Raw genomic sequence first — 23,158 nt, forward strand, 5'->3', positions numbered from 1 at the left:
TCCCCTGATGAAAAAACTGGCTTCCATCGGCACCAGCCCTGCGGCCTCATCGACGCCACGTTGGCGGGCGGGCTGGCTGATCGCCAGGAGATCCGCCCCGGGTGTGACAGCCCAAGATGGGTGGCTATTTTCCCTCCCAGGGCCGTCGTCTGTGGCCGTTTTTCCTGCTCGTTCGGGGCCTGCGTGATGGCAAGCACGTTCATATGGAAATGTATTGGTGTTTGTCATATGAGTACGCTAGGTTATACCCGGGTTAACTTGGCCCCCGGGATGGGGGCGTATTTTTTACATTTGTTCGGGTGATAAAAATGAAAAAGAACGTGCTGAGTATGGCAGTGGCTTGTGTGTTGTCCGGTGTCATGTTGACCGCTTGCGGGGGCGGTGGTGACGATAACGGTGGCGGCAGCAATGGTGGCAACAATGGCGGTGGCACCGACACCGGCAGCAAGCCTCTTCACACTGCCGTCTTCCTGGATTCCGTCGTGGGTGGCCTCGACTATCGGTGCAACGATTACACCGGTGTCACCAATGCCAAGGGTGAATTCCTGTTTGATGATGGCGACACCTGCGAATTCGCATTGGGTAACCAACGCCTGGGGGCGGTGACCCTCAAGGCGGGCAACTCGCTGGTGACCCCTTACACCCTGGCGGGTGACGACAAGGAGAAAGCGATCCGCATTGCGGCATTGCTGCAGACGCTCGACAGCGACAGCAATCCGGAGAACGGCATCACCCTCGACAAGGCGCAGGTCGCGCAACTGGGGATCGTCGAACTGGGTAGCGATGACGCCTTCAACACCTCCCTGGTTGAGGCGCTGAAAACAGCGGGCCTCACCAAAGCCGTCGTCTCTCTGGCTGCGGCGAAAGCCCACCTCTCCGCCACCCTGGCTGGCGTCAATGGCCGCTCCGTGGCGGTCGACAAGGTGCTGAGCGATCTGCAGGGACTGACCGATCTGAAAAACCTGGACGTCGAGAGCAAGTTCAAGGAGTACAAGGAGACCCTGCAGGCCGAGACCGGTGAGAGCGGCAAGGCCGATCGCCAGATCGTGCTGGCCATGCTGACCATGCTGGAGGTGACCAACAACCCCGTGGTGGCTGAACGCCTGGGCTTCACCTCGTCCGCCATTGGCAGTGGTTACAGCACCAGCCTGGCCAAGGTGATGGATGTCATCATCCATACTCCCGGTACCGCCTCCGTGGCGCTCAAAGGTGGCAAGGGATATACCCGTGACGTGGCCAAGCTGATGGGCGCCTATGCCGACAGCCTGGAAAACGTCGCGGCTGCCCTGGCCGATATCCAGGATCCGGATTACAGCGCCACCTATGGCGATGACGATACCGTCACCCTCAACCTCGACGGTGCCAAGGCCCTGCGGGCCTCGGCGATGGCGATGGCATCGGCCCTCAACATCGTCGCCTCCTACCAGTACGGTCCGGACAGCGCCTATGTCACCCAGCAGGAAGAAGTGATCTTGCCGCGTATGCACATCAAGGACACCTGGGGCATGCAGCTGACCACCACCTATGAAGAGAGCAGCAGCACCTTCGAGACCCAGTTCAGTCAGCAGGAAATCGAGCCGGATGCGCTGGTGGCGCACGCCGATTTCTTCCGTTTGACCGACGATGCCAAAGCACGGTTGGCCAAGGCCAAGTCGCAGTTGAAGGATGCGGTGAGCCTCGCTCTGACCATCGATCAGAGCAAGCTGGACGAGTCGTTGACCCAGGATGAGATCGAGGCCAATGCCGCGACTCTCAAGGAGCTGGCGAACCACTTTGCAGGCACTGTGCCCACTATCCAGTGGGAAAGCGTCGAGACCCGATACGTCAATACCGGCATGGGCTGGCAGCCTCAAGAGGTGGGGGTGAAGTACAACATCAATGTGCTGCCGTTCTTCGATGAGATGCTGGATCGCAGTGACATGACCATCAAGGTGACCGGCGGCTGTGATGGCGCCGTGGGGGCGCGGGATGCCGAGCTGTCCAAGGCCATGGGAGAGCCCATGTGTCTCATCACGAGCGACGAGTTCAAGGCACTTGCCCAGAGCGATCGCGGCGCACTGAAGTACATCGGCTGGATGCAGGAAGATCAGGAGAGCCACACCGCCATCTATGCCAAGGGGGTGGGTTATGACTGGTCAACCCAGATGACGCCGGTGGCCGGGTCGACCTTTGACAAGGTCTTCGTCTCCTGTACCGACCTGGATGACAACAAGGTCAGCTGTGCCGATCAGCTGTAAACCAGTGGGAGCGCTCCTGACGGGGGCGCTCCTGTTGTGGATGCCGGTGGCACAGGCTGCCGGCATGCTGACGCGCTACACCGATTATCGGGAGCGTGTCTTCGATCGTCAGGGTCAGTTGCAATATCAATTGACCACCCACGAATACTTGCAGCGGATGCCCAGCGGGCGTCCGTCATTGTCCAGTCTGTTTGCGTTGCGAGAGATGCAACGAGCATCACTGCAGCTCAAGCAGGGCACCTTGATGGTGAATGACGTCATCGTGCGCTTCGAGCATGGGCATTATCAGGACGGCATGCTGGTGATGGGGAACACGGAAGTGACCCTGCCTGAGGGCCGCATGCTGGCCGCTTCACTGCGATTTGATCCCGTCCAGCAGGTGCTGGATGCCCCCCGCGCCCGGTTGCTCAGCTTTTCCGGTGAGGTACTGGGCCAATACCGGGACTATCACCGCCCCCTTCGTTGATCCTGCCGGTTGGTCTCTGGCGGCTCAGGCCGTATAATCCCCGCCTGTATAAATAAACAGGAGTGGTGATGGACGTTTCAACCCTGCTCGACGGGCTCAATGACAAGCAAAGAGACGCGGTGGCGGCCCCCCGTTGCAACCTGCTGGTGCTGGCCGGTGCCGGTTCGGGCAAGACCCGGGTGCTGGTGCACCGTATCGCCTGGCTGATGCAGGTGGAACGCTGTTCACCCTTCTCCATCATCGCGGTGACCTTTACCAACAAGGCGGCGGCCGAGATGCGCGGCCGGGTCGAGAAAGTGATCGGCGACGGCGTGCGCGGCATGTGGATCGGCACCTTCCACGGCATCGCCCACCGCTTGCTGCGGGCCCACCATCTGGATGCGGGCTTGCCCCAGGACTTCCAGATCCTCGACTCCGACGACCAGTACCGGCTGATCCGCCGTGTGCTCAAGGCGCTCAACCTCGACGAGAAGCACTGGGCCCCGCGCGCCGTGATGGGCTATATCAACGGCAAGAAGGACGAGGGGCTGCGCCCCGGCGACATCGACCTCTACGGTGACCCCGTCACCCGCACCTATCAGCAGATCTACAAGACCTATCAGGAGACCTGCGATCGCTCCGGGCTGGTGGATTTTGCCGAGCTGTTGCTGCGCGCCCACGAGCTGTGGCTGAACAAGCCGCACATCCTCGAGCACTACCGGGATCGCTTCCAGAACATCCTGGTGGACGAGTTCCAGGATACCAACGGCATCCAGTACGCCTGGCTGCGGATGCTGGCAGGGGATTCCGGCAAGGTGATGATCGTCGGCGACGATGACCAGTCCATCTACGGCTGGCGCGGCGCCAAGATTGAGAACATCCAGCGCTTCCTGACCGACTATCAGGGCGCCGAGACCATCCGCCTCGAGCAGAACTACCGCTCCACCGCCAATATCCTCAAAGCCGCCAACTGCGTCATCGCCAACAACGCCGAGCGCCTTGGCAAGGAGCTGTGGACCGAAGGGGCCGAGGGCGAGCCGATCTCCCTCTACGCCGCCTTCAACGAGGTGGACGAGGCGCGCTTTGTGGTCGGCCGTCTCAAGGATTGGAAGGAAAAAGGCGGTTTGCTCGCCGACTGCGCCATCCTCTACCGCTCCAACGCCCAGTCGCGGGTGCTGGAAGAGGCGCTGATGCAGGACGCCATGCCCTATCGCATCTATGGCGGTCTGCGCTTCTTCGAGCGCCAGGAAATCAAAGACGCCATGGCCTACCTGCGGCTTATCAACAACCGTGGCGACGACGCCAGCTTCGAGCGGGTGGTCAACACCCCGACCCGGGGCATCGGCGATCGCACCCTGGAGATACTGCGCAATAACGCCCGGGATCAGGGCCAGAACCTGTGGCAGTCCGCCAAGATATTGCTCAACGACAAGGTGCTGACCGGCCGCGCCGGCAATGCGGTGCGCGGCTTCGTGGATCTCATCGACGCGCTGGAGGAGCAAGTCTCCCTGCTGCCGCTGCACCAGCAGGCGGATATCGCTATCCAGCACTCCGGCCTCAAGGCGATGTATCTGGCGGAAAAAGGCGAGAAATCCCAGGCGCGGGTAGAGAACCTGGACGAACTGGTCACCGCCTGCCGTCAGTACCAGCGTCCGGACGAGCTGGAGGACATGAGCGATCTCTCCGCCTTCCTCGCCCACGCGGCGCTGGAATCCGGCGAGAATCAGGCGGACGAATATGCCGATGCGGTACAGCTGATGACCCTGCACAGCGCCAAGGGGCTGGAGTTTCCGCTGGTGCTGCTGGTCGGGGTCGAAGAAGGGATGTTCCCCAGCCAGCAATCGACCGAGGAGTCGGGCCGGCTGGAGGAGGAGCGGCGCCTCTGTTACGTCGGCATGACCCGCGCCATGGAGAAGCTCTACATCTGTTATGCGGAGAGCCGCCGTATCTATGGCCGCGAGATGTTCCACAAGCCGAGCCGCTTTATCCGCGAAATGCCCGCCGAGTGTCTGGAAGAGATCCGGCTGCGCACTCAAGTCAGCCGCCCCACCCAGTACGGCCGCTTCAGCCAGAACGAGGTGCAGCAGAGCTTCGACGCCAGCGGCATCAAGCTCGGCCAGCGGGTGCTCCATCCAAAATTCGGGGAAGGAATCGTGCTCAACTTCGAAGGGGTCGGCCAGCAGAGCCGGGTGCAGATCCAGTTCGACGACGTCGGCGCCAAGTGGCTGGTGACGGCTTACGCGAGATTGGAGGCGCTTTAATCCCCTCACCCTGACCCTCTCCCAACGGGAGAGGGGATCATCCCCGAGATAGTCTTTGCCTCCTTCTCCCATGGTGGGAGAGGAGCTTGTTCTCGAGATCGTCTTTGCTCCCTTCTCCCCTTGCGGGAGAAGGGTTGGGGATGAGGGGGCATTGGCAAATGGTGTCGGGGCTTACCAGATGGCACGGCTGGCGCCGTGCAGGATGCGAGGGCTTGGCCCTCGACAGGGTTTCGCCCGCCCTTCGGGCCTGGGCGAGTGACTTTGGAAAGACCCAAAGTCACCAAAGGTCTTCTCCCCCGCCAATCCGCTGGCTTCGCCAGTCCCCTCAGTTCAGAGCCAACGTCGGACGGGCCGCCGCAGACGGCACATCCCTGTGCCGGCTGCGGCTACGCCATCATCCCTGATGGTGTCCCTGACGTTGTCTCTGATCCTCGGTGGATTGGAGGGGGATCAATACCGTGCCTGCCTTTGGCTTAGAAGCATCCTGGATAGTCACTTTAGCCAGAACGAGGGTCGCACGATCTCTGAGACCAGCGGCATCAAGCTCGGCCGGCGGGTGCTTCATCGGAAATCGGGGAAGGGACAGTGCTGAACTTCGAGGGGGTCGGTGTCAAGTGGCCAGCCGCTGACTGCTCCAGACTGGAAGCGCCTGACTTCTTTTGTCTTTTAAATACACTAACCCGGCTTTAGGCCGGGTTAGTCGTTATATCGCGATAGCAATTAGTACTCAATTATGCCTAGATATTTATTTTTTGATGTTTTGATATACCTTGGAATATTGCATCTTCTTCTTGCTTAATTTTATTGTATATCCAATCAGCCATCATTTCTTCCGCTTGGCTATCTAGACCTTGAGAAGAATATTTGAAAAATGTCTTTTCAAATTCGTTGGAAACAGTATATCCATCAAGCTCGTTTCCTTTGGGCACTAGGAGTTTGGCATAGCCCACTATTTTCCTTTTTTTTAGCGTGTTCATTCTCGGCCCCTCCTTATCTATCTCTTTGACATAGACACACTATCATTTAGCACACTTTTAAAGTTAAATCTAGTTTTTGCTTTGATTATTTTCGTGATTTGTATATATTTCTATAGCAACATCTAAATACACAGCAATAAGTGACGCTATATTTTGTAGAAAATCTTTATCTCTTTCCAATGAGAATTGTTCTGGTTGGGCACTTGTCAACACAAGAACTCCTAGACACTCATTGTCTGAATTGCTTTCATTATATGTTAGGATTGGGACGGATATAAAAGAGCAATAATTTCTTTTATCTGATGGGTTAGTTATTTTCAGTTCATTACTTTTAGTAATATCGGGGCATATTTTCAATTCTTTGTGTAAGTGTGTTAAACCTACACCTGATTACCCATGATTAGCAGTCAGTTACCACGAACTATACTGAACTTACGTACAGTTATCGAGGTGCGAGATCATGGCCAAAAGCAAAATCCAATTCCAGAAAGGCTACAGCCTGTTTGAGTTTCTCAAGGACTATGGCACTGAGGCTCAGTGCGAAAACGCGCTGTTCACTTGGCGTTTTCCTAACGGCTTTGTCTGCCCTGAATGTGCCAACAAGACCTGTTGTCGCCTGAGAAGGCGGCCACGTGTGTGGCAATGCAATCACTGCCGTCACCAGATGTCATTGACTGGAAACACGATTTTCGCAAACACCAAGCTCCCACTGACCAAGTGGTTTCTGGCAATGCACCTGTTGTCACAGACCAAAACTGGCTTGTCAGCGATGGAGCTAAAGCGCCAGTTGGACGTCAAATATGACACCGCCTGGATGCTCAAGCACAAGCTGCTGCAAGCCATGAAAGAGTCCGATGACAAGCAGCCCATCAGCGGCATCATTCAGCTCGATGATGTCTACTGGGGGGGCGAGCGCCGTGGTGGCAAACGGGGTCGGGGCGCGGCAGGCAAGACGCCGTTTGTGGCAGCAGTGGCCCTGAACAAGGAAGGACATCCAATCAAGATGCGGATGACGGTGGTCGATGGTTTCAAAACCAAGTCCGTTGCTGATTGGGCAAAACGGCATATTGCCAGTGGCAGCGCGGTGATATCCGATGGATTGGCCTGTTTCAAAGCGGTCAAGGAGGCCAATTGTGAGCACCTGGGTGTTGTCACCGGGGGCAACCTGGACTGGCTGGATCATCCGGCATTCAACTGGGTAAACACGATGATAGGAAATGTGAAAAACTCGCTGCGGGGCAGTTGCCATACGCTCGGAGCGAAGCATTTACCAAGGCATCTTGCGGAATACTGCTTCCGGTTTAATCATCGTTTTGACCTCAAGAGCATGTTGGTTGAATTGGGGCATGCAGTCGTGGCAAGCCCTCCGATGCCATATCGGCTCTTGAAGCTGGCTGAGGGTCATGGGTAATCAGGAACCTACATGCCCAAAACCAGGTTTCCAACTTCTATCTTTTCTAATAATTCTATCATCACAGCGTCTTGATGCTACCTGTAGCTCTTGGTTGCGGTTATCATATATATAGAGAGCTATGTTGTATCGAGATTCACTAACAAAACTAAATAGCACTTCTCTGTGTATGGAAAGATAGCTGAGTATTGTGTCAAAGAAATCCTGCAGTTTATTATCCATTGTTTCTTCAGAAAGTGAACCATCTCGTTTACCGTGGATCATATCCCTGATGTGACTATTAACTTTTAATGTTGTTAGATAGATAACTAACTTTTGTGTTGCTGTCAACGAGGTTGATAAATGCATTCTTTCATAAATTTTTTCAATATCATCAGATATGCTATTATATTTTTTCACTAACTCGGAAAGCTCTATAGTTGTATCACTTCTCTTATCAAGGTAATGAAATCCAACGGAGAGCAAAAAATGAACAACCAAGAAAACAAAACAGAATATAAAAAATGAAGGATGAAGCTTTGATAAGTCATCTTTAAATAAGAAAACATAGGAAACACCAAGGCCAATAATAATTGGAGCGAAACAAGTGTTCCATATGCTAAATGTTGATATAAAATAACCAGTAAACTTTGAATTAATATATTTGTTCTTTTTAAGAACACTTTCAATTCTTTCTTGGTCCATATAACGACGCAACCCCCTATTAGAAATCAATTTCTAGCTAAGACGTAGCTGATATAACTACGCCTTGCTTTAAAACTCAATCACTTAACCAACTTGCTCTCCATCACCCCTTGCTTGCCTTCTTCCTCACTGACCTGACTCGGCTTGGAGCGGGCCATCAACAGGCCCATCTTGACCTCTTGCCAGACGCAGCAGTTTTTGCCCGCCCTCGGCACTAAGAGTCTGGGTGGCGTCGTTCTCCGACCTGTAAGAGATGCGGCTGCCCGGTGCACTCTGTTTTGGTTGGAAGAAAGGCAAATAAAGGTTCGCATGGGGCCTTGCTGACACGCAATCGCTCAGACTGGTACCGATGTGACGGGATTCAATATTTCGACAATTAACGGACATGGCGTACCGCTTTGAAGCTGAAACCAGCCAAGGCATACTGCCCCGTTACCAGATAGGAGTCATTGATGTCTACATGAATGCCGACACTGCGCCGGCTGGGGTTGTGGTTGTTGCGAAAATCGGCGCTGGCGCTGCTGACCAGCCTGCTGTTTATGATTTCGTTTACCCTGTTTCAATACGCATCCTGGTGGCCGGCACTGGCCGAGGATACGTCTCTCGAATGGAGTGGCTTCTTCCAAGGGCGGACCTTTGCCGAGCTGGCCCCGGCCATGCTGGAGTTCAGCGCCGTGCTCGCCTCTGCCTTCTGGCCGCTGTTTTTGCTGACGCCCCGCCCGCTGTTGTTGCCGCTCTTTGCCGGGCTCTGGTTGTGGCAGACCTATGACATCGCCTTGATGACGGCAACCGCGTCGACCTGGCTGCCCCACGAGATCATCTGGACCTTTATCCTGCCTCACACCCACTGGCTGCTGCTCACCCTGTTGTCGCCGCTGCTGCTGATCCGCCAGCTTGGCAGGCGACTATTTGCGGATACATCGGCAACACAGGCAGGGGGCGTCATCCTGGACGACGGACGGTAGCCAGGGGGAGCGACCGATTCTGCGAACGTCCGATTACGCTTCGCTAATCGAACCTACACGCTGCATACAGGTATCGTGGCCGAGAGGCACAAACCCCAAGCTCCCGCCTGTCTGACCTACCTCGGCTGAAACGCCTTGACGATAAATTCGATAAAGAGCCGCACGTTGCGGGACTGCTCCTTGTGGAAGGGGTAGACGGCGAACAGGGCGTGGGGGTCGGGTTGCCAGTCGGGGAGCAGTCTGACCAGGGAGCCGTCCGCCAGTTCGTTCGACACGAATTCATCCGGTACCAGGATCACCCCAAGCCCCTGCACCGCCGCCTGTTTCAGGGCGATGCCGTTGTTGGCACAGAAGCTGGCGGGGGGCAGTTCCACTGCCACGCTCTCCGCGTCCCGGGTGAAGAACCACTTGTTGGGGGAGGAGGAGAGGCTGTAGCGCAGGCAGTTGTGGCCCTTGAGATCCGCCGGGTGGGCGGGCTGGCCCGCCTCCTTCAGGTAGTCGGGGGCGGTGCAGAGCACCCGCTGCACCTCGCACAGGGGTTTGGCGCGCAGGGTAGAGTCCTCCAGGGTGCCTGCCCCCCGGATCACCACATCCAGCCCCTGATCCACCAGATCCATGTAGGCGTCGCTCAGGATCACCTCGATGCCGATCTCCGGATAGCGGCGCTGGAATTCGCAGACAAGGGGGTTGAGCCGGATCAGCCCGTAGGACATGGGCATGCCGATCCTCAGCCTGCCCCTGGGGGTGAAGGAGGCGGCCATGATGGACTGGTCGGCGGCCTCCAGGCTGTCCAGCACGGCGCATATCTGGCCGTAATAGGCCATGCCCGATTCGGTGACGCTCAGCCGCCTGGTGGTGCGGTTGATCAGCGCAATGCCGAGAAAGGCTTCCAGCTCGTTGATGTTCTTGCTGACCGCCGCCTGGGAGAGGCGCAGGTCGTCCGCCGCCGCCCTGAAGGTGCCCATTTCCACCACCCGGCGAAAGACGTTCAGCGCCGTGATCTTGTTCATACTGCCCCCGATAATTCACCACTGGTAAACGATGGTGCCATCATGGCGCGGTGAATTCACTGTCTCCGGCTCATCGGGCGCCAGGTAACAGAGAGGCGCAACAAGGGCGGCAGGGCCTTGACCCGACCGCCCTGTGCCGCGGTGGCTTATTGCGCCTTGAGCGGTGCGGGAGGCAGGCTGATGCCGACATCGGCCCAGGGGTTGGTGCCGAGCAGTTTGGCGTGGGGCACGTCGGCCTGGTAGCGCATGGTGAATTCTTTTGGACCGTGGGCGAAGGCCACCAGCAGCCCCTGTTTGCATCCATCAGCCCGGCGTGCATGCCCAGCCCGTGATAGCTGATCCGCACGGCCTTGTCCTCCAGGCCCACCTTGTCGATCTGGAAGCGGGCGATGCTGCCGTCTTTGAGGGTAAAGCCCCAGCGGAAGGGGCCGCCGCTGACCACCGTCATCACCTCGTCGATATCGGTGCCATCCTCGGCGGAGTTGACGTGCATGCGGCCATATTAGCCGAGCACGGCGCTGCGGGTGCGTTCGTCCAGCGCCATCAGGTCATAGACCTTGGGGTAGGGGCCGACGCCTGTCTCTTCGGTGGCGACGCCGCCCCCAGGCACTGCGGGCTCGCGCCCTGCTAGCCTGGCCTGCTCCAGCAGCTCCCCCTGACTCAGATTGAAGGCCGCAATCAGAGTGCCGTGTTCCGCCCGGGTCAGGGCGCGGTGGTGGGAGGCGGCGAGCAGCGGCCTGGCGGCGTCGGGAATGTCGACGGTGACCACGTTGACGCCGATGGGGTTGAGCGCGTTGTTGACCGCCTCGACCCCGGTCACGGCGGGGCGGCCATCGCTGAACTGCACCGAGACGATGCCACCGGCGAAGGTGTTGAAAGAGAAGGCCGAGGCGAGGGTGCCGGCCAGCAACGGGATAGGGGTGAGTTTCATACAAGACTCCTCGTTAAGGTTCGAGAAGCAGTCTAGGGCGGTGATGTGTTCACTGAAATGACACTCGGATGATATGAAAATTCACTGATAGTAATGAATCGTGGGGATCAGAGCCGTCGGCCCGCCCTGGGGTAGATCGCCCTCTGCCAGAGGGTGTGAGCCCGGTTAACGCAACGGGGCCCGGCTTGTGGTATGACTCGGGGCGTCACCAAACAGAACCTGTCGGAGGACGAGACAATGCTGGCGTTGATCACCACGGCGCACCACACCTGCTACCCCAATCCCATCGCCTTTCGGGCCGGAGAGCGGGTGCGCATCGGCCACGAGGACGACGAGTTCCCGGGCTGGGTGCGCACCTTTACCGCAGACGGCAACGAGGGGTGGGCGCCCCTGTCCATGCTGACCCCGATCAGCGCCGAGGAGGCGCAGGCGCGCCAGGACTATACCGCCCGGGAGCTGGATGTGGCGGTGGGGGAGCGGGTACGGGTGGATCGGGAGCTGGCAGGCTGGCTCTGGGTTCACAACGAAGCGGGGCAATCAGGCTGGATACCGGCAAGCTGCATCGCCTCGCCCTCATAAGGTGGCAGCGGCTCGGAGAAGGAGTCGATAGCGGAGAGAGAAACCCGGCCAGCGACGGACGTGCGGCCGGGTGAATTGTAAAGAGTAGGGTGACGGAAAACGGGATCAGCCTAGTCTAATCAACTCGATGGGGGCGTAGCGCTCCTGACTGTTTGTCAGCAGCACGCACTTCTCATGTTCCGCCTGATAGGGGGTCAGGTTGTCGGTGTGCGCCTCCTTGAGGGTGTCGACCGCGCCGGTGGCGGCAATCATCACTCGTTGGCCCAGGGTCAGCACATTGCGGTTTCGATCGTAGATCTTCATGGCATTCTCCTTGTGGGATGGGTGCCCCGGCCCGTGCCGGGGCAACGGGCTCCAGACTACGCCCCTCGAAAAACGAGATGCCTGTCACAGATCAAAAAAAGGGGAAAGAGGGACTCGGTGCGGCGACGGGGTATGGCGCGCTGGCCTCGCAGCCCGCCGGTGATCGCCACCGCCTGTCGCAGGGCAAGGAGGACGCCCCCGCTTTTCATCCCCTCGGGCTCGAACTGCAAGGGGGATGCGCTATAGTGGAGCCGCTCGTTTTACTGCCTTCAACCAACCGAGAGTGCATTATGAATCGTGATATCGCAGCCCAGTTCATCAAGATGCTGACCAACCTGGACCAGTGTCTGGCCAAGGCCGAGGCCCACGCCGAGGCGAAGAAATTCAACGTGGACAACTTCTTCAATGAGCGCCTCATCGTCGACATGCTGCCCCTGAGCAAGCAGGTGCTGATCTGCTGTGACAGCGCCCGCGCCGTGGTGGCCACCGCCAGCCTGAGCGAGCCGCCGGTGCTGGGGGATGATCCCAAGACCATGGCGGATCTGCGCGCCCACGTGGCCAAGACCATCGCCTATCTGCAAGGCAAGCTGGACGCCGATTTCAGCCAGTATGCGAGCGGCCACTACTACCCCTACTGGGCCGGTGGCAAGGGGATGGACGGCCATAGCTGCGTTCACGAGTACGGCATCCCGAACTTCTACTTCCACCTCACCATGACCTATGCCCTGCTGCGCCAGGCCGGGGTGGATCTGGGCAAGCGGGATTACCTGGGCGGTCTGAACCTGCAATAAGCCGTGCTTCAGCGACGACAAAGCCTGCCCCCTGGCAGGCTTTGTCGTTTTCGGCCCGGCTCAGCGCCCCAGGTTGTCGGCCAGTTGCTTGGCGCGACTTGCGGCCCACTGATCGATCATCTTCTCCATCTCCAGGGCGGTGATGGGGGAATCCTTGTGGGTGGTGTCCGGGCTCTCGCGAGCGTCCATCACCCGCACCAGCAGCTTGCCGCTCTGGGCGTCAAGCAACTGGGCCATGCTGCCCACCTTGAGCAGATAGGGCTCCTTGCCTATTACCTCGCGGGTGACGTTGATGGCGATCTTGGCGGGCAGCAGATCCCGCAGCTTGGGGTCGGGCCGGGTCAGGTCGAAGTTGGTGATGGCCGCCTGCACCCGCATCACGCCGGGGCCGGGTTCGGTAGCCATCTTGACGCCCTGCTTCATCAGCTCCCGCTGGAAGGTGGCGTGGTAGTAGCGGCCGATCTCGTTCTGCTCGTTGGCGGTCAGCAGATACCACTGGCCGTTCTCCTGGCGGATGAACTGCAAGGGATCGAGCAGCACCTGATGGTACTGGCGCAGATCCACGCCGGGCTCCTTGTAGATACGCTGGTTGGGGTTGCTTTCACTCTGCTGGAAGGCCGTCAGCGGGATCGCCTGCAGGCTGTGGGTGACCTGGTTCTTCACGGCGCACCCGCCCAGCAGGGCGGCGGCCATGGTCATCATCAAGACTCGTTTCATGGGGGCTCCTGGCGGTGGATGGTCGCTGCAAGGACGCAGCCCGCCCTGCCCACAGAGATACCTGATCAGGCCCCTCTCTCACAAAGGGTATCTGTGCGGGGGCCACCGGGGGAGCCCCCGTGTCGGGTCACTCGGCGGGGATCTCGGGCTCCACCAGGGTGGCGAGCTGCATCAGGGACTCCTGCCAGCCGAGGTAGCACATCTCCACCGGGATGACCGCCGGAATACCCGCCTGTTCGATGGCGAGATCGGTGCCGCACAGCACCTGGGTGAGGGTGATGGTGACCTGCATCTCCCCCGGCAGGTTGGGGTCGTCGAAGCGGTCGGTGTAGCGGATGCGCTTGCCCGGCTCCAGCACGAGATACTCGCCGCCGAAGGCGTGGGTGTGGCCGCTGGCGAAGTGGGTGAACGACATCCTGAACTGGCCGCCGACCCTGGCATCCAGCGCCGCCACCTTGCAGGTGAAGCCATGGGGGGGCAGCCATTTGGCCAGGGCGTCCGGCTCGATAAAGGCCTGGTATACCCGCTGTGGCGGGGCCTTGAGTACGCGATGCAGAGTGACTGTGTTCATGGGGGACTCCTCTTGGTGGCAACAGGGACGGGTCGCAGCAAGGATAGCCGTCATCCCCGTGGCCTGCGGGGGTGCGTCGCCTCCTTTCGCCTGCAGAGAGGATTTTTCGTTTTCTCTTCAAGGAGTTGATCAAGATAGAGGTTATTGTCACCGTTCGCTCATATAATCGCCGCCATGCAAGCGACTCGGAAGGATTCGATGACACAGCTGATGGCGGCCCTGCTGGGGCTGTTTTACGCCAGCCTGATCTGGGCGGCGCCCGTCCCCTTCGTGACGGCCCCCGGCCCCCATGCCACGCAGGGGAGGCTGGAGCCCCTGCTCTCCTGGTTCTCGGGGGAGTTTTCCAGCCAGGAGCAGGCCACCTTCGATGCCCGCTTCACCAGTGCCGAGCTGCGACTGGTGGAGATCTGGCCCGGGGAGGGCCCCTTTCGCTGGGTCTATGCGGAGCAGTTTCTGACCGAGCGGGCGCAGCGACCGTTTCGCCAGCGCATCTACCGTTTCTCCCCGCTGCCCGATGGCCGCATCCTGATGGCGGAGCTGACCATGCCGAGGGCCACGGATTTCGCCGGCGCCTGGCGCCAGCCCGAGCTGCTCGATTCCCTCACTCCGCAGCAGCTCTCCCTGCGCGAAGGGTGCGAGATCTGGCTGACCCGCCAGCCGGGCGGGGAGTACAAAGGACAGACCCGGGTCGGGCATTGCGCCACCGATTTTGGCGGTGCCACCACCCTGGTGCAGTACCTCTGGATCGGCCCGGACAGTGTCCGGCTGCTGGACAGGGCCTATGACAACGGCGCCCATCAGCGCTGGGGCAGCCCGGGGGAGGGTTACGTCTACCTGCGCAAGGGGATGCGGCGCGGGGAGTAGTCGCGCCGTCCGTCAAGGCCCCTCCCTGCTTGCCGCCAACAAGGACGTGCCGGTCAGGCCGCTGGCCAGTGCCCTTGCAGATCCACCAGGATGGAGAGGCTGACCGCGCCAAACAGCAGGCCCGTCATCAGGTTGAGCGGGCGCTGGATGCGGCCGAGCAGGTGCTGGGCGCGGGGAGTGGAGAGGCTCCAGGCCAGGGCGCTGAACCAGACGAGGGAGAGCAGGAACAGCTCCAGGATCAGCAATCCCCGGGTCAGGCCATCCACCTGGGGTGTCACCATGGCGGCCAGCAGCCCCATGAAGAACAGCATCGCCTTGGGGTTGAGCAGATTGGTGGCCAGCCCGCTCTTCACCCCCTTGCGCCAGCCCGGCCGCTCGCCTCCGGCGCGCAGCGCCAGATCCCCGCTTCCCTGCCAGGCCACTTTCAGTGCCCCCCAGCCCAGCCAGCCCAGATAGAGGGCGCCCACCAGTTTCACGGCGAGAAAGAGCCAGGGCTGGCTTGCGATCAGCAGGCTGATGCCGGTCAGGCTCAGGGTGGCGTGGAGCAGGATGGCGAGGGCGATGCCAAGGGCCGCTCCGAGGGCGGTGGGCCTGTGCAGGCTGGTGCGCAGGATGAGTGCGAAATCCGGGCCCGGGCTCGCCAGGGCGACGAGGTGGACGAGACCCAGGGTCAGAAACAGGCTGGTGAACATAAAAGACCTCCGACAGCGGTATGGAGGTGACAGCATGGGGCAGGACGGGGGACGGGAGATTGTAAAAGATTGCAGCGGCGGTGATTCAGGCGGGCAGCATCTGCTGGCGATACTCCGCCGGGGTGAGCCCGAAGGCCTGACGAAAACCGTGGTGGAAGTGGCTCTGATCGAAGAAGCCCACCGCCAGTGCCACCTCGCTCACCGGCAGACCGCTGCCGAGCAGGCGCTTGCCCTGTTCGAGGCGCAGCCGCTTGAGCCAGGCATAGGGGGTCATGCCGGTCTTCTTCTTGAACTGACGGAGGAAGGCGAAGCGATCCAGCCCGAACAGGGCGGCCAGGTCCTCCAGGGTGTGGCGCTCGTCCAGCCGGGCCAGCAGATGGTCGCGCAGGAACCTGAGCTGGGGATCCGCCAGGGCGTGGCGCTCGGGGGCGAGCCGGAACAGTTCGCCCAGCAGGGCCAGCAACTGGCTCTCCGCCAGCAGGCCGTCGGGGGCAGGGCCGTCCAGGTGCATGTGCAGGCGGGCAAAGCCCTGGTAGAGGTCGGGGCGGCTCTGCAATCCCTGGTGGAAAAAGGGCTCGGGGTGTTCCGGCAGCCAGCGGGCCAGCTGCTCGGGGGCGATGGAGAAGACCCGCACCTCGTACCCTTCCGGCAGCAAGCTGAGGCCGTCGTGCATTTCGTCCGGGTTGACGGTGGAGAGTTCGCCGCGCACCAGGTTGTGGCTGTTCCCCTTGTGGATGAACTTCTGGCCGCCCCGCTGCACCAGACCGATGTGGTAGTCCAGATGCACGTGGCGGCCATAGCTGAACTCCCTGTGGTGGGAGTGGGAGAGTTCAACCCCCGGCAGCAGCCGGGATTGCCAGTAGTGGATGCGGGATTGGGGTGCGTTCATCCCCTATTGATACCCCGAAAGCGGCCCCTTGGCTTGTAGATTATTGCGCCGGCGCCTCAGCTGGCCTCCTGGCGCCGCTTGCCGCTGCGCAGGCCATCCAGGCTGAACAGCACCAGGGCGCTCCAGATGCAGCCGAAGGTGATCATCTTGTCCAGCGCCAGCGCCTCGCCATACAGGGTCACCGCCAGGATGAACATCAGGCTGGGGCCTATGTACTGGAAGAAGCCCAGGGTGGAGAGCTTGAGTCGGGTGGCCGCTGCGGTGAAGCAGAGCAGGGGGGCCGTGGTGACGGCGCCCGCGGCGATGAGCAGCAGGTTCAGGTGCCAGTCATTCTGGGTGAGGTGGCTGGTGGGGCTGTCGGCGATGCCCCACAGATAGAAGGCGGCCGGCGGCAGCATGATCAGGGTCTCGATGAGCAGGCCGGTGAGGGCGTCCAGGGCCAGTTTCTTGCGAATGAGGCCGTAGATGGCGAAGCTCGAGGCCAGCACCAGGGCTATCCAGGGCAGGGAGCCGAAGGCGATGAGCTGGACGGCGACACCGACAAAGGCGAGCCCCACCGCCCACCACTGCAGGCGGCGCAGCTTCTCGCTCAGAAACACCATGCCGAGCAGCACGTTGAACAGGGGATTGATGTAGTAGCCCAGGCTCGCATCCAGCATGTGGCCATTGTTGATGGCCCAGATGAACAGCAGCCAGTTGCCGCCGACGGTGACGGAGGTGAAGGCCAGGGTGAGCAGCACCTTGGGCTGGCGCAGCACCGCCTGCACCTTGTGCCACTGGCGTCCGAGCAGCACCAGCACCATCAGCAGGGCGCAGGACCAGATCATGCGGTGGGTCAGGATCTCGGCGGCCGGCACGGCGGAGAGGGACTTGAAGTAGATGGGTGCCAGGCCCCAAAGGGTGTAGGCGCCGAGGGCATAGAGGACGCCCTGACGCTGGATCTGTTGTTGCATGCGGATAACCTTCACTGGAGTGCGGATGTCGGGAAACATCGCAAAAAGTCAGTGTAGCGATCCTTTTGCAGGGAAAGAAGACAATAAATGGGTCTGACGGGATTTTAACAGCAGGAGCGACTTCAGCGACCGCCCCCGCGGCGGATCTTCTCCACGTCCATCAGCAGCCACAGCATGAGGGCGATGGCGGAGATCCAGGGGCCCCAGGTGACATAGGCTTCCCCCTGACCCAGCACGAAGAACAACAGCGGCAGTCCCACCACCAGAAACAGTACACTTCCCAGAAAAAACAGCATTTTTATCTTTAAATTTAATGGCTTGCTATTTGACGATTATATCGATTGAGCGAGGGGATAAAAGAGTAAAAATGAGAAAGGGGGATTTCTCCCCCTGTTTTGTTGATAAGCGTCATTTATGACGTTATTCGAGCTGGATCCAGGTGCTTTTCAGCTCGGTGTACTTCTCCAGGGCGTGCAGGGACTTGTCGCGCCCGTTGCCGGACTGCTTGAAGCCGCCAAACGGCATGGTCATGTCGCCGCCATCCCAGTTGTTGACGAAGACGGTGCCGGCGCGCAGGGCGCGCGACCCTTTCACCGCCTGGTTGAGATCCGCCGTCCAGATGGCGGCCGCCAGGCCGTAGTCGGTGTCGTTGCCAAGGGCGATGGCCTCTTCCAGGGTGTCGAAGCCGGTCACCGCCAGCACGGGGCCGAAGATCTCCTCGCGGAAGATGCGCATCGTCGGGGTCACGTCGTCAAAGATGGTGGGTTCGATGTAGTAGCCGCCCTCCTCGGGCTGGGTGCGCTTGCCCCCCAGCAGCAGCTTGGCGCCCTCCTGCTGGCCGATGGCGATGTAGTTGAGGACCTGCTCCATCTGGATGTGGTCCACCATGGCGCCGATGCGGGTGGTGGGGTCGAGCGGGTTGGCCGAGATCCATTCGCGGGCGTGGGCCAGCAGCCGCTCCATGAATTGGGGCTTGATGCTGTTTTGCACCAGCAGGCGGGAGGCGGCGGTGCACACTTCCCCCTGGTTGTAGAAGATGGCGCCGACGGCGCTTCTGGCGGCGGCATCCAGATCCGGTGCATCCGCCAGCACGATGTTGGGGCTCTTGCCGCCGCACTCCATAAAGGCGCGTTTCAGATTGGATTTCCCGGAGCACTGCACCAGATGCTTGCCGATCTTGGTGGAGCCGGTGAAGGTGATGCAGTCGACGTCCATGTGCATGGCCAGCGCCTCGCCCACGGTGTGACCAAAGCCCGGCAGCACGTTGAAGACGCCGTCGGGGATGCCCGCCTCCTTCGCCAGACCCGCGATGCGCAGGGCGGTGAGGGGGGATTTCTCGGAGGGTTTGAGGATCACCGAGTTGCCGGTGGCGAGCGCCGGGCCCAGCTTCCAGCAGGCCATCACCAGGGGGAAGTTCCAGGGCACGATGGCGGCCACGACACCGAGGGGCTCCCGGGTCACCAGAGCCAGGGCGGACTCTTCCACCGGGGCGACCTGATCGTAGATCTTGTCTATCGCCTCGGCGTTCCAGGCGATGCAGTTCGCGGCGGCGGGGGCGTCATACCCCATGGCGTCGCCGATGGGCTTGCCCATATCCAGCGACTCCAGCAGTGCCAGCTCCACCAGGTTCAGGCGCATCAGCTCGGCGAAGCGCTGCATGATGAGCTTGCGCTGCTTTGGAGAGAGGCCGCACCAGCGCTTGTCGTCGAAGGCGGCACGGGCCGCCTTGACCGCCAGCTCGGCATCGGCGGCGTCGCAGGAGGCGACCCTGGTCAGCAGTTGGCCGTTGGCCGGATTGATGCAATCGAAGGTGGCGCCGTTGACGGCATCCCGGTAGGTGCCGTCGATAAAGGCTTGCGAGGGCAGGGTCAGATGGGCGGCCTTGTGTTGCCACTGGGCCAGGGTCAGGTCACTCATGTTCACTCCTTGAACCGGCAGAAAGTCAGTCTCCGCGTATCAATATGCTAAACATCCTGCCGCTTGTAAATCCATCTTGTAACAATTCATTAAACACTGTTCCCGAACAACCCGGGCCAACGGCGGGTCACACCGGGCGCCCTGGCCTGTGGTGTCGGGGGTCGCGCGGCGGGGCGGGAGCCCGTGTCGCGGGCCTGATCCCCGGGTCGGGCAGGGGTGGATCCCGGCGGGCTGTTCCGGGAAAAGGCCCGTCAGAAGCTGGCGGGCGTGTTGGCCGAGATCAGCACGCACTCCTGATCCCCCACGTTGCGAAAACGGTGGGGAGTGCGGCTGTCGAAGTAGTAGCCATCCCCCGGTGCCAGCAGGTGAACCTGCTCGCCTACCGTGACTTCCACCTGACCCCGGATGACGATGCCGCACTCTTCCCCTTCGTGACTCAGCATGTCGTCACCGGTGTCGGCGCCCGGGGGCAGTATCTCCTGCATCATGCCGATGGCGCGGTTGGCGCGGCTGTGACCCACCAAACGGTAACTGATGGGGTGGGTGCCGAGATCCGGCATGTCGTCCGCACGGAAGATCACCTCGGAATCCATCTCCGTCTCGTCGGTGAAGAAGCTGGCCAATGACATGGGGATGCCTTCCAGCACCTTGCGCAGGGAGGCCACCGAGGGGCTCACCTGATTTTTCTCGATCTGGGAGATAAAGCCGTTGGTCACACCGGAGCGTTTTGCCAGCTCGCGCTGGGAGAGGGCCGCCTTGGTGCGAACCGCCTTGAGGCGGTGACCGATATCCATCGATAGACACTCCTTGACTGTTTACTATTATTAAAATTGTGTTAAATATCTTATACCACCCCTGAGGGGTGACACCAAGCCGGGCGATAAAAGCCCTTTTTTATGGATTCAGGTGTTTAATTTAATAGGCATTAGCCGGGTGTTACTAAACGCCTTAAGGATGAGGTGACCATGAAACCTGTCAGCGACATCAATACCCCCGACATGTCCGCATTCTGGATGCCGTTCACCGCCAACCAGCAGTTCAAGGCGGCGCCGCGCATCCTGAAGTCGGCAGAGGGGATGTATTATCACTCAGAGGATGGCCGCAAGATACTGGATGGCACTGCCGGACTCTGGTGTTGCAACGCAGGCCATGGTCGGCGCGAGATCGCCGAGGCGGTCTCCCAGCAGATCTCCCACCTCGATTTTGCCCCCACCTTCCAGATGGGCCACCCCCTGCCGTTCGAGCTGGCCAACCGGCTGGTGGAGATCGCCCCCAAGGGATTCGGTCACGTCTTCTATACCAACTCCGGATCGGAGTCCGTGGACACCGCGCTCAAGATTGCACTGGCCTGGCAGCGGGCTCGCGGCCAGGGGACCCGTACCCGGCTCATCGGCCGCGAGCGCGGCTACCACGGGGTGGGTTTTGGCGGCATCTCGGTGGGGGGCATTCCCGGCAACCGCAAGTGGTTCGGCTCCCTGCTGACCGGGGTGGATCATCTGCCCCACACCCTCAATATAGGGAAAAATGCGTTCACCAAGGGATTGCCAGCAGAAGACCTCACCCTGGCCGATGAACTGGAGAAGATTGTCTTTCTGCACGACGCCAGCAACATCGCGGCGGTCATCGTCGAGCCCATCGCCGGCAGCACCGGGGTCATCATGCCCCCCAAGGGCTATCTCAAGCGGCTGCGGGAGATCTGTACCAAACACGGCATCCTGCTGATTTTTGACGAGGTGATCACCGGTTTCGGCCGCCTCGGCTCCCCCTTCGCCGCCCAGGAGTTCGACGTCATCCCCGACATGATCACCTGCGCCAAGGGGCTCACCAACGGAGCCATCCCCATGGGGGCCGTGCTGGTGCAAAACCATATCTATGACGACATGATGGCGGCGGGCAAGGGGGCCATCGAGCTGTTCCACGGCTACACCTACTCGGGTCACCCGGTGGCGGCGGCGGCGGGTCTGGCCACCCTCGAGATCTACCGGAGCGAAAATCTGCTGACCCGGGCAGCCGAGCTGGCGGGCTACTGGGAGGAGGCTGCCCATTCCCTCAAGGGCTGCAAGCACGTGAAGGACGTGCGCAACTACGGCCTGGTGGCGGGCATCGAGCTCGAATCCATGCCCGATGCACCGGGCAAGCGGGCCTACGAGGTGTTCGTGCGCTGTTTCGAGAAGGGGGCGCTTATCCGGGTGACCGGCGACATCATCGCCCTGTCGCCTCCCCTCATCATCGAGCGCAGCCAGATCGACGATCTCTTCACCCTGCTGCAGGACGCCCTGCAGGCCCAGGACTGACCCCCACATCACACAGGATGGCGCTCGTCCCGGGCGTCATCCCCCTGTGCTGCCCCGGCGCGGCGAGGGGAGGACGGATGACCCATCACGGAGGATTTATGAGTTACAGGATCGACAACTTCATTGACGGCGAGACGACCGAGAGTCGCAGCGAGCGTTTCGGTGCCATCTTCAATCCGGCCACCGGCCAGCAGCAGGGCTCCGTCGTTCTCAGCACGGCCGACGAGTGTGCCGAGGCGATTGCCTGCGCCGAGCGCGCCTTTGGGGAGTGGGCCCAGACCCCGCCGCTGGTGCGGGCCCGGGTGCTGTTTCGCTTCAAGGAGCTGATGGAGCAGCACAGGGACGAGCTGGCCCAGCTCATCAGCCGTGAGCACGGCAAGGTCTTCTCCGACGCCCAGGGGGAGCTGACCCGGGGGCTGGAGGTGGTGGAGTTTGCCTGCGGCATTCCCCATCTGCTCAAGGGGGAGCACTCCCTCAACGTGGGCCGCGGGGTGGACAGTCACTCCATGATGCAGCCGGTGGGGGTCTGCGCCGGCATCACCCCGTTCAACTTCCCTGCCATGGTGCCGCTCTGGATGTTCCCGGTGGCCCTGGCCTGCGGCAACACCTTTATCCTCAAGCCCTCGGAGAAGGATCCGTCCCTCTCCCTGCGCATGGCCGAACTGCTCAAGCAGGCGGGCCTGCCGGACGGGGTGCTCAACGTGGTCAACGGCGACAAGGAGGTGGTGGACGTGCTGCTGACCGACCCGCGGGTCGGTGCCGTGTCGTTTGTCGGCTCCACCCCCATCGCCCAGTACATCTATGCCACCGCCTCGGCCCACGGCAAGCGGGTGCAGGCCCTGGGCGGCGCCAAGAACCACATGGTGGTCATGCCGGATGCCAATCTGGATCAGGCGGTTTCCGCCCTGATGGGGGCCGCCTATGGCGCGGCGGGCGAGCGTTGCATGGCGATCTCGGTGGCCGTGGTGGTGGGTGACGAGACCGCCGATGCCCTGGTGGCGAAGCTCTCGCCCCTGGTGGCGGCCCTGCGGGTCGGCCCCGGTCTCGGTCAGAGTCCGGAGAACGAGATGGGGCCCCTCATCAGCCGGGAACACCTGGCCAAGGTGCGCGGCTACGTGGATCAGGGGGTGGCCGAGGGGGCCGAGCTGGTGGTTGATGGCCGGGGCCTGAGCCATGGCGAGGGCTACTTCATCGGGGGCAGCCTGTTCGATCGGGTCGGCCCCGAGATGCGCATCTACCGGGAGGAGATCTTCGGCCCCGTACTCGCCATCGTGCGGGCCCCGGACTACGAGACGGCCCTGCGCCTCATCAACGAACACGAGTACGGCAACGGCACCGCCATCTTCACCGGTGACGGAGATACCGCAAGGGACTTCACCACGCGGGTTCAGGTCGGTATGGTAGGGGTGAACGTTCCCATTCCGGTGCCCATGGCGTTTCACAGCTTTGGTGGCTGGAAACGGTCCATCTTCGGGCCGCTCAACATGCACGGGCCGGATGGGGTGCGCTTCTACACCCGGATGAAGACGGTGACCGCCCGCTGGCCCCAGAGCCTGCGCGCCGGCGCCGAGTTCTCCATGCCGACCATGAAGTGAGCCGCTGGCTCGCTGCCATGGCTTTAATCTCTTGCCCCCGCAGGCCGCCGGTCTGCGGGGGCGCTTCTGTCA

23 protein-coding genes and 2 pseudogenes are annotated in these 23,158 nt (G+C 60.9%); 10 read left to right on the top strand and 15 right to left on the bottom strand.

Annotation, left to right across the window (positions count from 1 at the left end):
- Positions 1 to 308: 308 nt before the first annotated feature.
- From I6L36_RS13565 to uvrD, 3 genes are all read left to right on the top strand, one after another.
- Entirely contained in the window at positions 309 to 2,237 is a 1,929-nt protein-coding gene (locus I6L36_RS13565; RefSeq protein WP_152952593.1) for a hypothetical protein, read from the top strand.
- Positions 2,238 to 2,241: 4 nt separating this feature from the next.
- Complete coding sequence (locus I6L36_RS13570; RefSeq protein ID WP_124244684.1) at positions 2,242 to 2,703, top strand: hypothetical protein; 462 nt, start codon at positions 2,242 to 2,244, stop codon at positions 2,701 to 2,703.
- A gap of 68 nt (positions 2,704 to 2,771) precedes the next feature.
- Positions 2,772 to 4,943: a DNA helicase II gene (gene uvrD / locus I6L36_RS13575; protein ID WP_053288843.1), complete on the top strand. Its 2,172-nt coding sequence runs from the start codon at positions 2,772 to 2,774 to the stop codon at positions 4,941 to 4,943.
- Positions 4,944 to 5,680: 737 nt separating this feature from the next.
- Here uvrD and I6L36_RS13580 read toward each other — a convergent pair.
- Positions 5,681 to 5,920 carry a hypothetical protein gene (locus I6L36_RS13580; RefSeq protein WP_053288842.1) on the bottom strand — a complete coding sequence of 80 codons (240 nt, stop codon included), beginning with the start codon at positions 5,918 to 5,920 and terminating at the stop codon, positions 5,681 to 5,683.
- A gap of 69 nt (positions 5,921 to 5,989) precedes the next feature.
- Entirely contained in the window at positions 5,990 to 6,277 is a 288-nt protein-coding gene (locus I6L36_RS22270; RefSeq protein WP_216986718.1) for a GAF domain-containing protein, read from the bottom strand.
- A gap of 103 nt (positions 6,278 to 6,380) precedes the next feature.
- Here I6L36_RS22270 and I6L36_RS13590 point away from each other — a divergent pair, with 103 nt between their 5' ends.
- Positions 6,381 to 7,331, top strand: a complete 951-nt coding sequence (locus I6L36_RS13590; protein WP_216986719.1) for an IS1595-like element ISKpn3 family transposase — start codon at positions 6,381 to 6,383, stop codon at positions 7,329 to 7,331.
- On the opposite strand, the gene I6L36_RS13595 is transcribed toward I6L36_RS13590, so the two are convergent.
- Entirely contained in the window at positions 7,332 to 8,015 is a 684-nt protein-coding gene (locus I6L36_RS13595; RefSeq protein ID WP_216986720.1) for a hypothetical protein, read from the bottom strand.
- Positions 8,016 to 8,095: 80 nt separating this feature from the next.
- Positions 8,096 to 8,294, bottom strand: a pseudogene (locus tag I6L36_RS22275) (hypothetical protein); the annotation flags it as partial.
- A 185-nt stretch (positions 8,295 to 8,479) separates the two neighbouring features.
- Here I6L36_RS22275 and I6L36_RS13605 point away from each other — a divergent pair.
- A complete protein-coding gene (locus tag I6L36_RS13605; RefSeq protein ID WP_254203438.1) occupies positions 8,480 to 8,980 on the top strand; it encodes a hypothetical protein in 501 nt (166 codons plus the stop codon).
- Positions 8,981 to 9,096: 116 nt separating this feature from the next.
- On the opposite strand, the gene I6L36_RS13610 is transcribed toward I6L36_RS13605, so the two are convergent.
- Complete coding sequence (locus tag I6L36_RS13610) at positions 9,097 to 9,990, bottom strand: LysR family transcriptional regulator (RefSeq protein WP_216986721.1); 894 nt, start codon at positions 9,988 to 9,990, stop codon at positions 9,097 to 9,099.
- A 146-nt stretch (positions 9,991 to 10,136) separates the two neighbouring features.
- Positions 10,137 to 10,921: pseudogene (locus I6L36_RS22280) on the bottom strand (hypothetical protein).
- A 237-nt stretch (positions 10,922 to 11,158) separates the two neighbouring features.
- On the opposite strand from I6L36_RS22280, the gene I6L36_RS13620 reads away from it, so the two are divergent.
- Positions 11,159 to 11,500, top strand: a complete 342-nt coding sequence (locus I6L36_RS13620) for an SH3 domain-containing protein (RefSeq protein ID WP_042015222.1) — start codon at positions 11,159 to 11,161, stop codon at positions 11,498 to 11,500.
- Between the two features lie 105 nt (positions 11,501 to 11,605).
- Here the strand turns inward: I6L36_RS13620 and ydfZ are convergent, their stop codons facing one another.
- Positions 11,606 to 11,803: a putative selenium delivery protein YdfZ gene (gene ydfZ / locus I6L36_RS13625; RefSeq protein WP_039039534.1), complete on the bottom strand. Its 198-nt coding sequence runs from the start codon at positions 11,801 to 11,803 to the stop codon at positions 11,606 to 11,608.
- A 290-nt stretch (positions 11,804 to 12,093) separates the two neighbouring features.
- Between ydfZ and I6L36_RS13630 the strand changes: the two genes are divergently transcribed.
- On the top strand, positions 12,094 to 12,594 hold the full coding sequence (locus tag I6L36_RS13630) for a DUF1993 domain-containing protein (RefSeq protein ID WP_041212145.1): 501 nt from the start codon (positions 12,094 to 12,096) through the stop codon (positions 12,592 to 12,594).
- Positions 12,595 to 12,654: 60 nt separating this feature from the next.
- Here I6L36_RS13630 and I6L36_RS13635 read toward each other — a convergent pair whose 3' ends face one another.
- On the bottom strand, positions 12,655 to 13,311 hold the full coding sequence (locus I6L36_RS13635) for a DUF3313 domain-containing protein (protein ID WP_053288840.1): 657 nt from the start codon (positions 13,309 to 13,311) through the stop codon (positions 12,655 to 12,657).
- A 127-nt stretch (positions 13,312 to 13,438) separates the two neighbouring features.
- On the bottom strand, positions 13,439 to 13,882 hold the full coding sequence (locus I6L36_RS13640) for an SRPBCC family protein (protein ID WP_053288839.1): 444 nt from the start codon (positions 13,880 to 13,882) through the stop codon (positions 13,439 to 13,441).
- A gap of 198 nt (positions 13,883 to 14,080) precedes the next feature.
- On the opposite strand from I6L36_RS13640, the gene I6L36_RS13645 reads away from it, so the two are divergent.
- On the top strand, positions 14,081 to 14,746 hold the full coding sequence (locus I6L36_RS13645) for a chromophore lyase CpcT/CpeT (protein WP_174213892.1): 666 nt from the start codon (positions 14,081 to 14,083) through the stop codon (positions 14,744 to 14,746).
- Between the two features lie 53 nt (positions 14,747 to 14,799).
- Here I6L36_RS13645 and I6L36_RS13650 read toward each other — a convergent pair whose 3' ends face one another.
- The 6 genes from I6L36_RS13650 to I6L36_RS13675 form a co-directional block, all read right to left on the bottom strand.
- A complete protein-coding gene (locus I6L36_RS13650) occupies positions 14,800 to 15,438 on the bottom strand; it encodes a LysE family translocator (RefSeq protein WP_053288837.1) in 639 nt (212 codons plus the stop codon).
- A gap of 85 nt (positions 15,439 to 15,523) precedes the next feature.
- Positions 15,524 to 16,327, bottom strand: coding sequence for an AraC family transcriptional regulator (locus tag I6L36_RS13655; protein WP_010672489.1), 804 nt, complete (start codon positions 16,325 to 16,327; stop codon positions 15,524 to 15,526).
- A gap of 56 nt (positions 16,328 to 16,383) precedes the next feature.
- The gene (gene rarD, locus I6L36_RS13660; RefSeq protein WP_053288962.1) at positions 16,384 to 17,280 is read right to left on the bottom strand and encodes an EamA family transporter RarD; all 897 of its coding nucleotides are present in this window, start codon (positions 17,278 to 17,280) and stop codon (positions 16,384 to 16,386) included.
- Between the two features lie 122 nt (positions 17,281 to 17,402).
- A complete protein-coding gene (locus tag I6L36_RS13665) occupies positions 17,403 to 17,576 on the bottom strand; it encodes a hypothetical protein (protein ID WP_010672491.1) in 174 nt (57 codons plus the stop codon).
- Positions 17,577 to 17,700: 124 nt separating this feature from the next.
- A complete protein-coding gene (locus I6L36_RS13670; RefSeq protein WP_039039526.1) occupies positions 17,701 to 19,197 on the bottom strand; it encodes an aldehyde dehydrogenase in 1,497 nt (498 codons plus the stop codon).
- 251 nt (positions 19,198 to 19,448) lie between these two features.
- The gene (locus tag I6L36_RS13675; RefSeq protein ID WP_010672493.1) at positions 19,449 to 19,991 is read right to left on the bottom strand and encodes a cupin domain-containing protein; all 543 of its coding nucleotides are present in this window, start codon (positions 19,989 to 19,991) and stop codon (positions 19,449 to 19,451) included.
- Between the two features lie 171 nt (positions 19,992 to 20,162).
- Here I6L36_RS13675 and I6L36_RS13680 point away from each other — a divergent pair, with 171 nt between their 5' ends.
- The gene (locus tag I6L36_RS13680) at positions 20,163 to 21,491 is read left to right on the top strand and encodes an aspartate aminotransferase family protein (protein ID WP_045522440.1); all 1,329 of its coding nucleotides are present in this window, start codon (positions 20,163 to 20,165) and stop codon (positions 21,489 to 21,491) included.
- A 98-nt stretch (positions 21,492 to 21,589) separates the two neighbouring features.
- Positions 21,590 to 23,086, top strand: coding sequence for a CoA-acylating methylmalonate-semialdehyde dehydrogenase (locus tag I6L36_RS13685; protein WP_053288836.1), 1,497 nt, complete (start codon positions 21,590 to 21,592; stop codon positions 23,084 to 23,086).
- Positions 23,087 to 23,158: the final 72 nt, after the last annotated feature.

Source organism: Aeromonas sp. FDAARGOS 1406 (genome assembly GCF_019048565.1).
Classification (GTDB): Bacteria; Pseudomonadota; Gammaproteobacteria; order Enterobacterales; family Aeromonadaceae; genus Aeromonas; species Aeromonas caviae.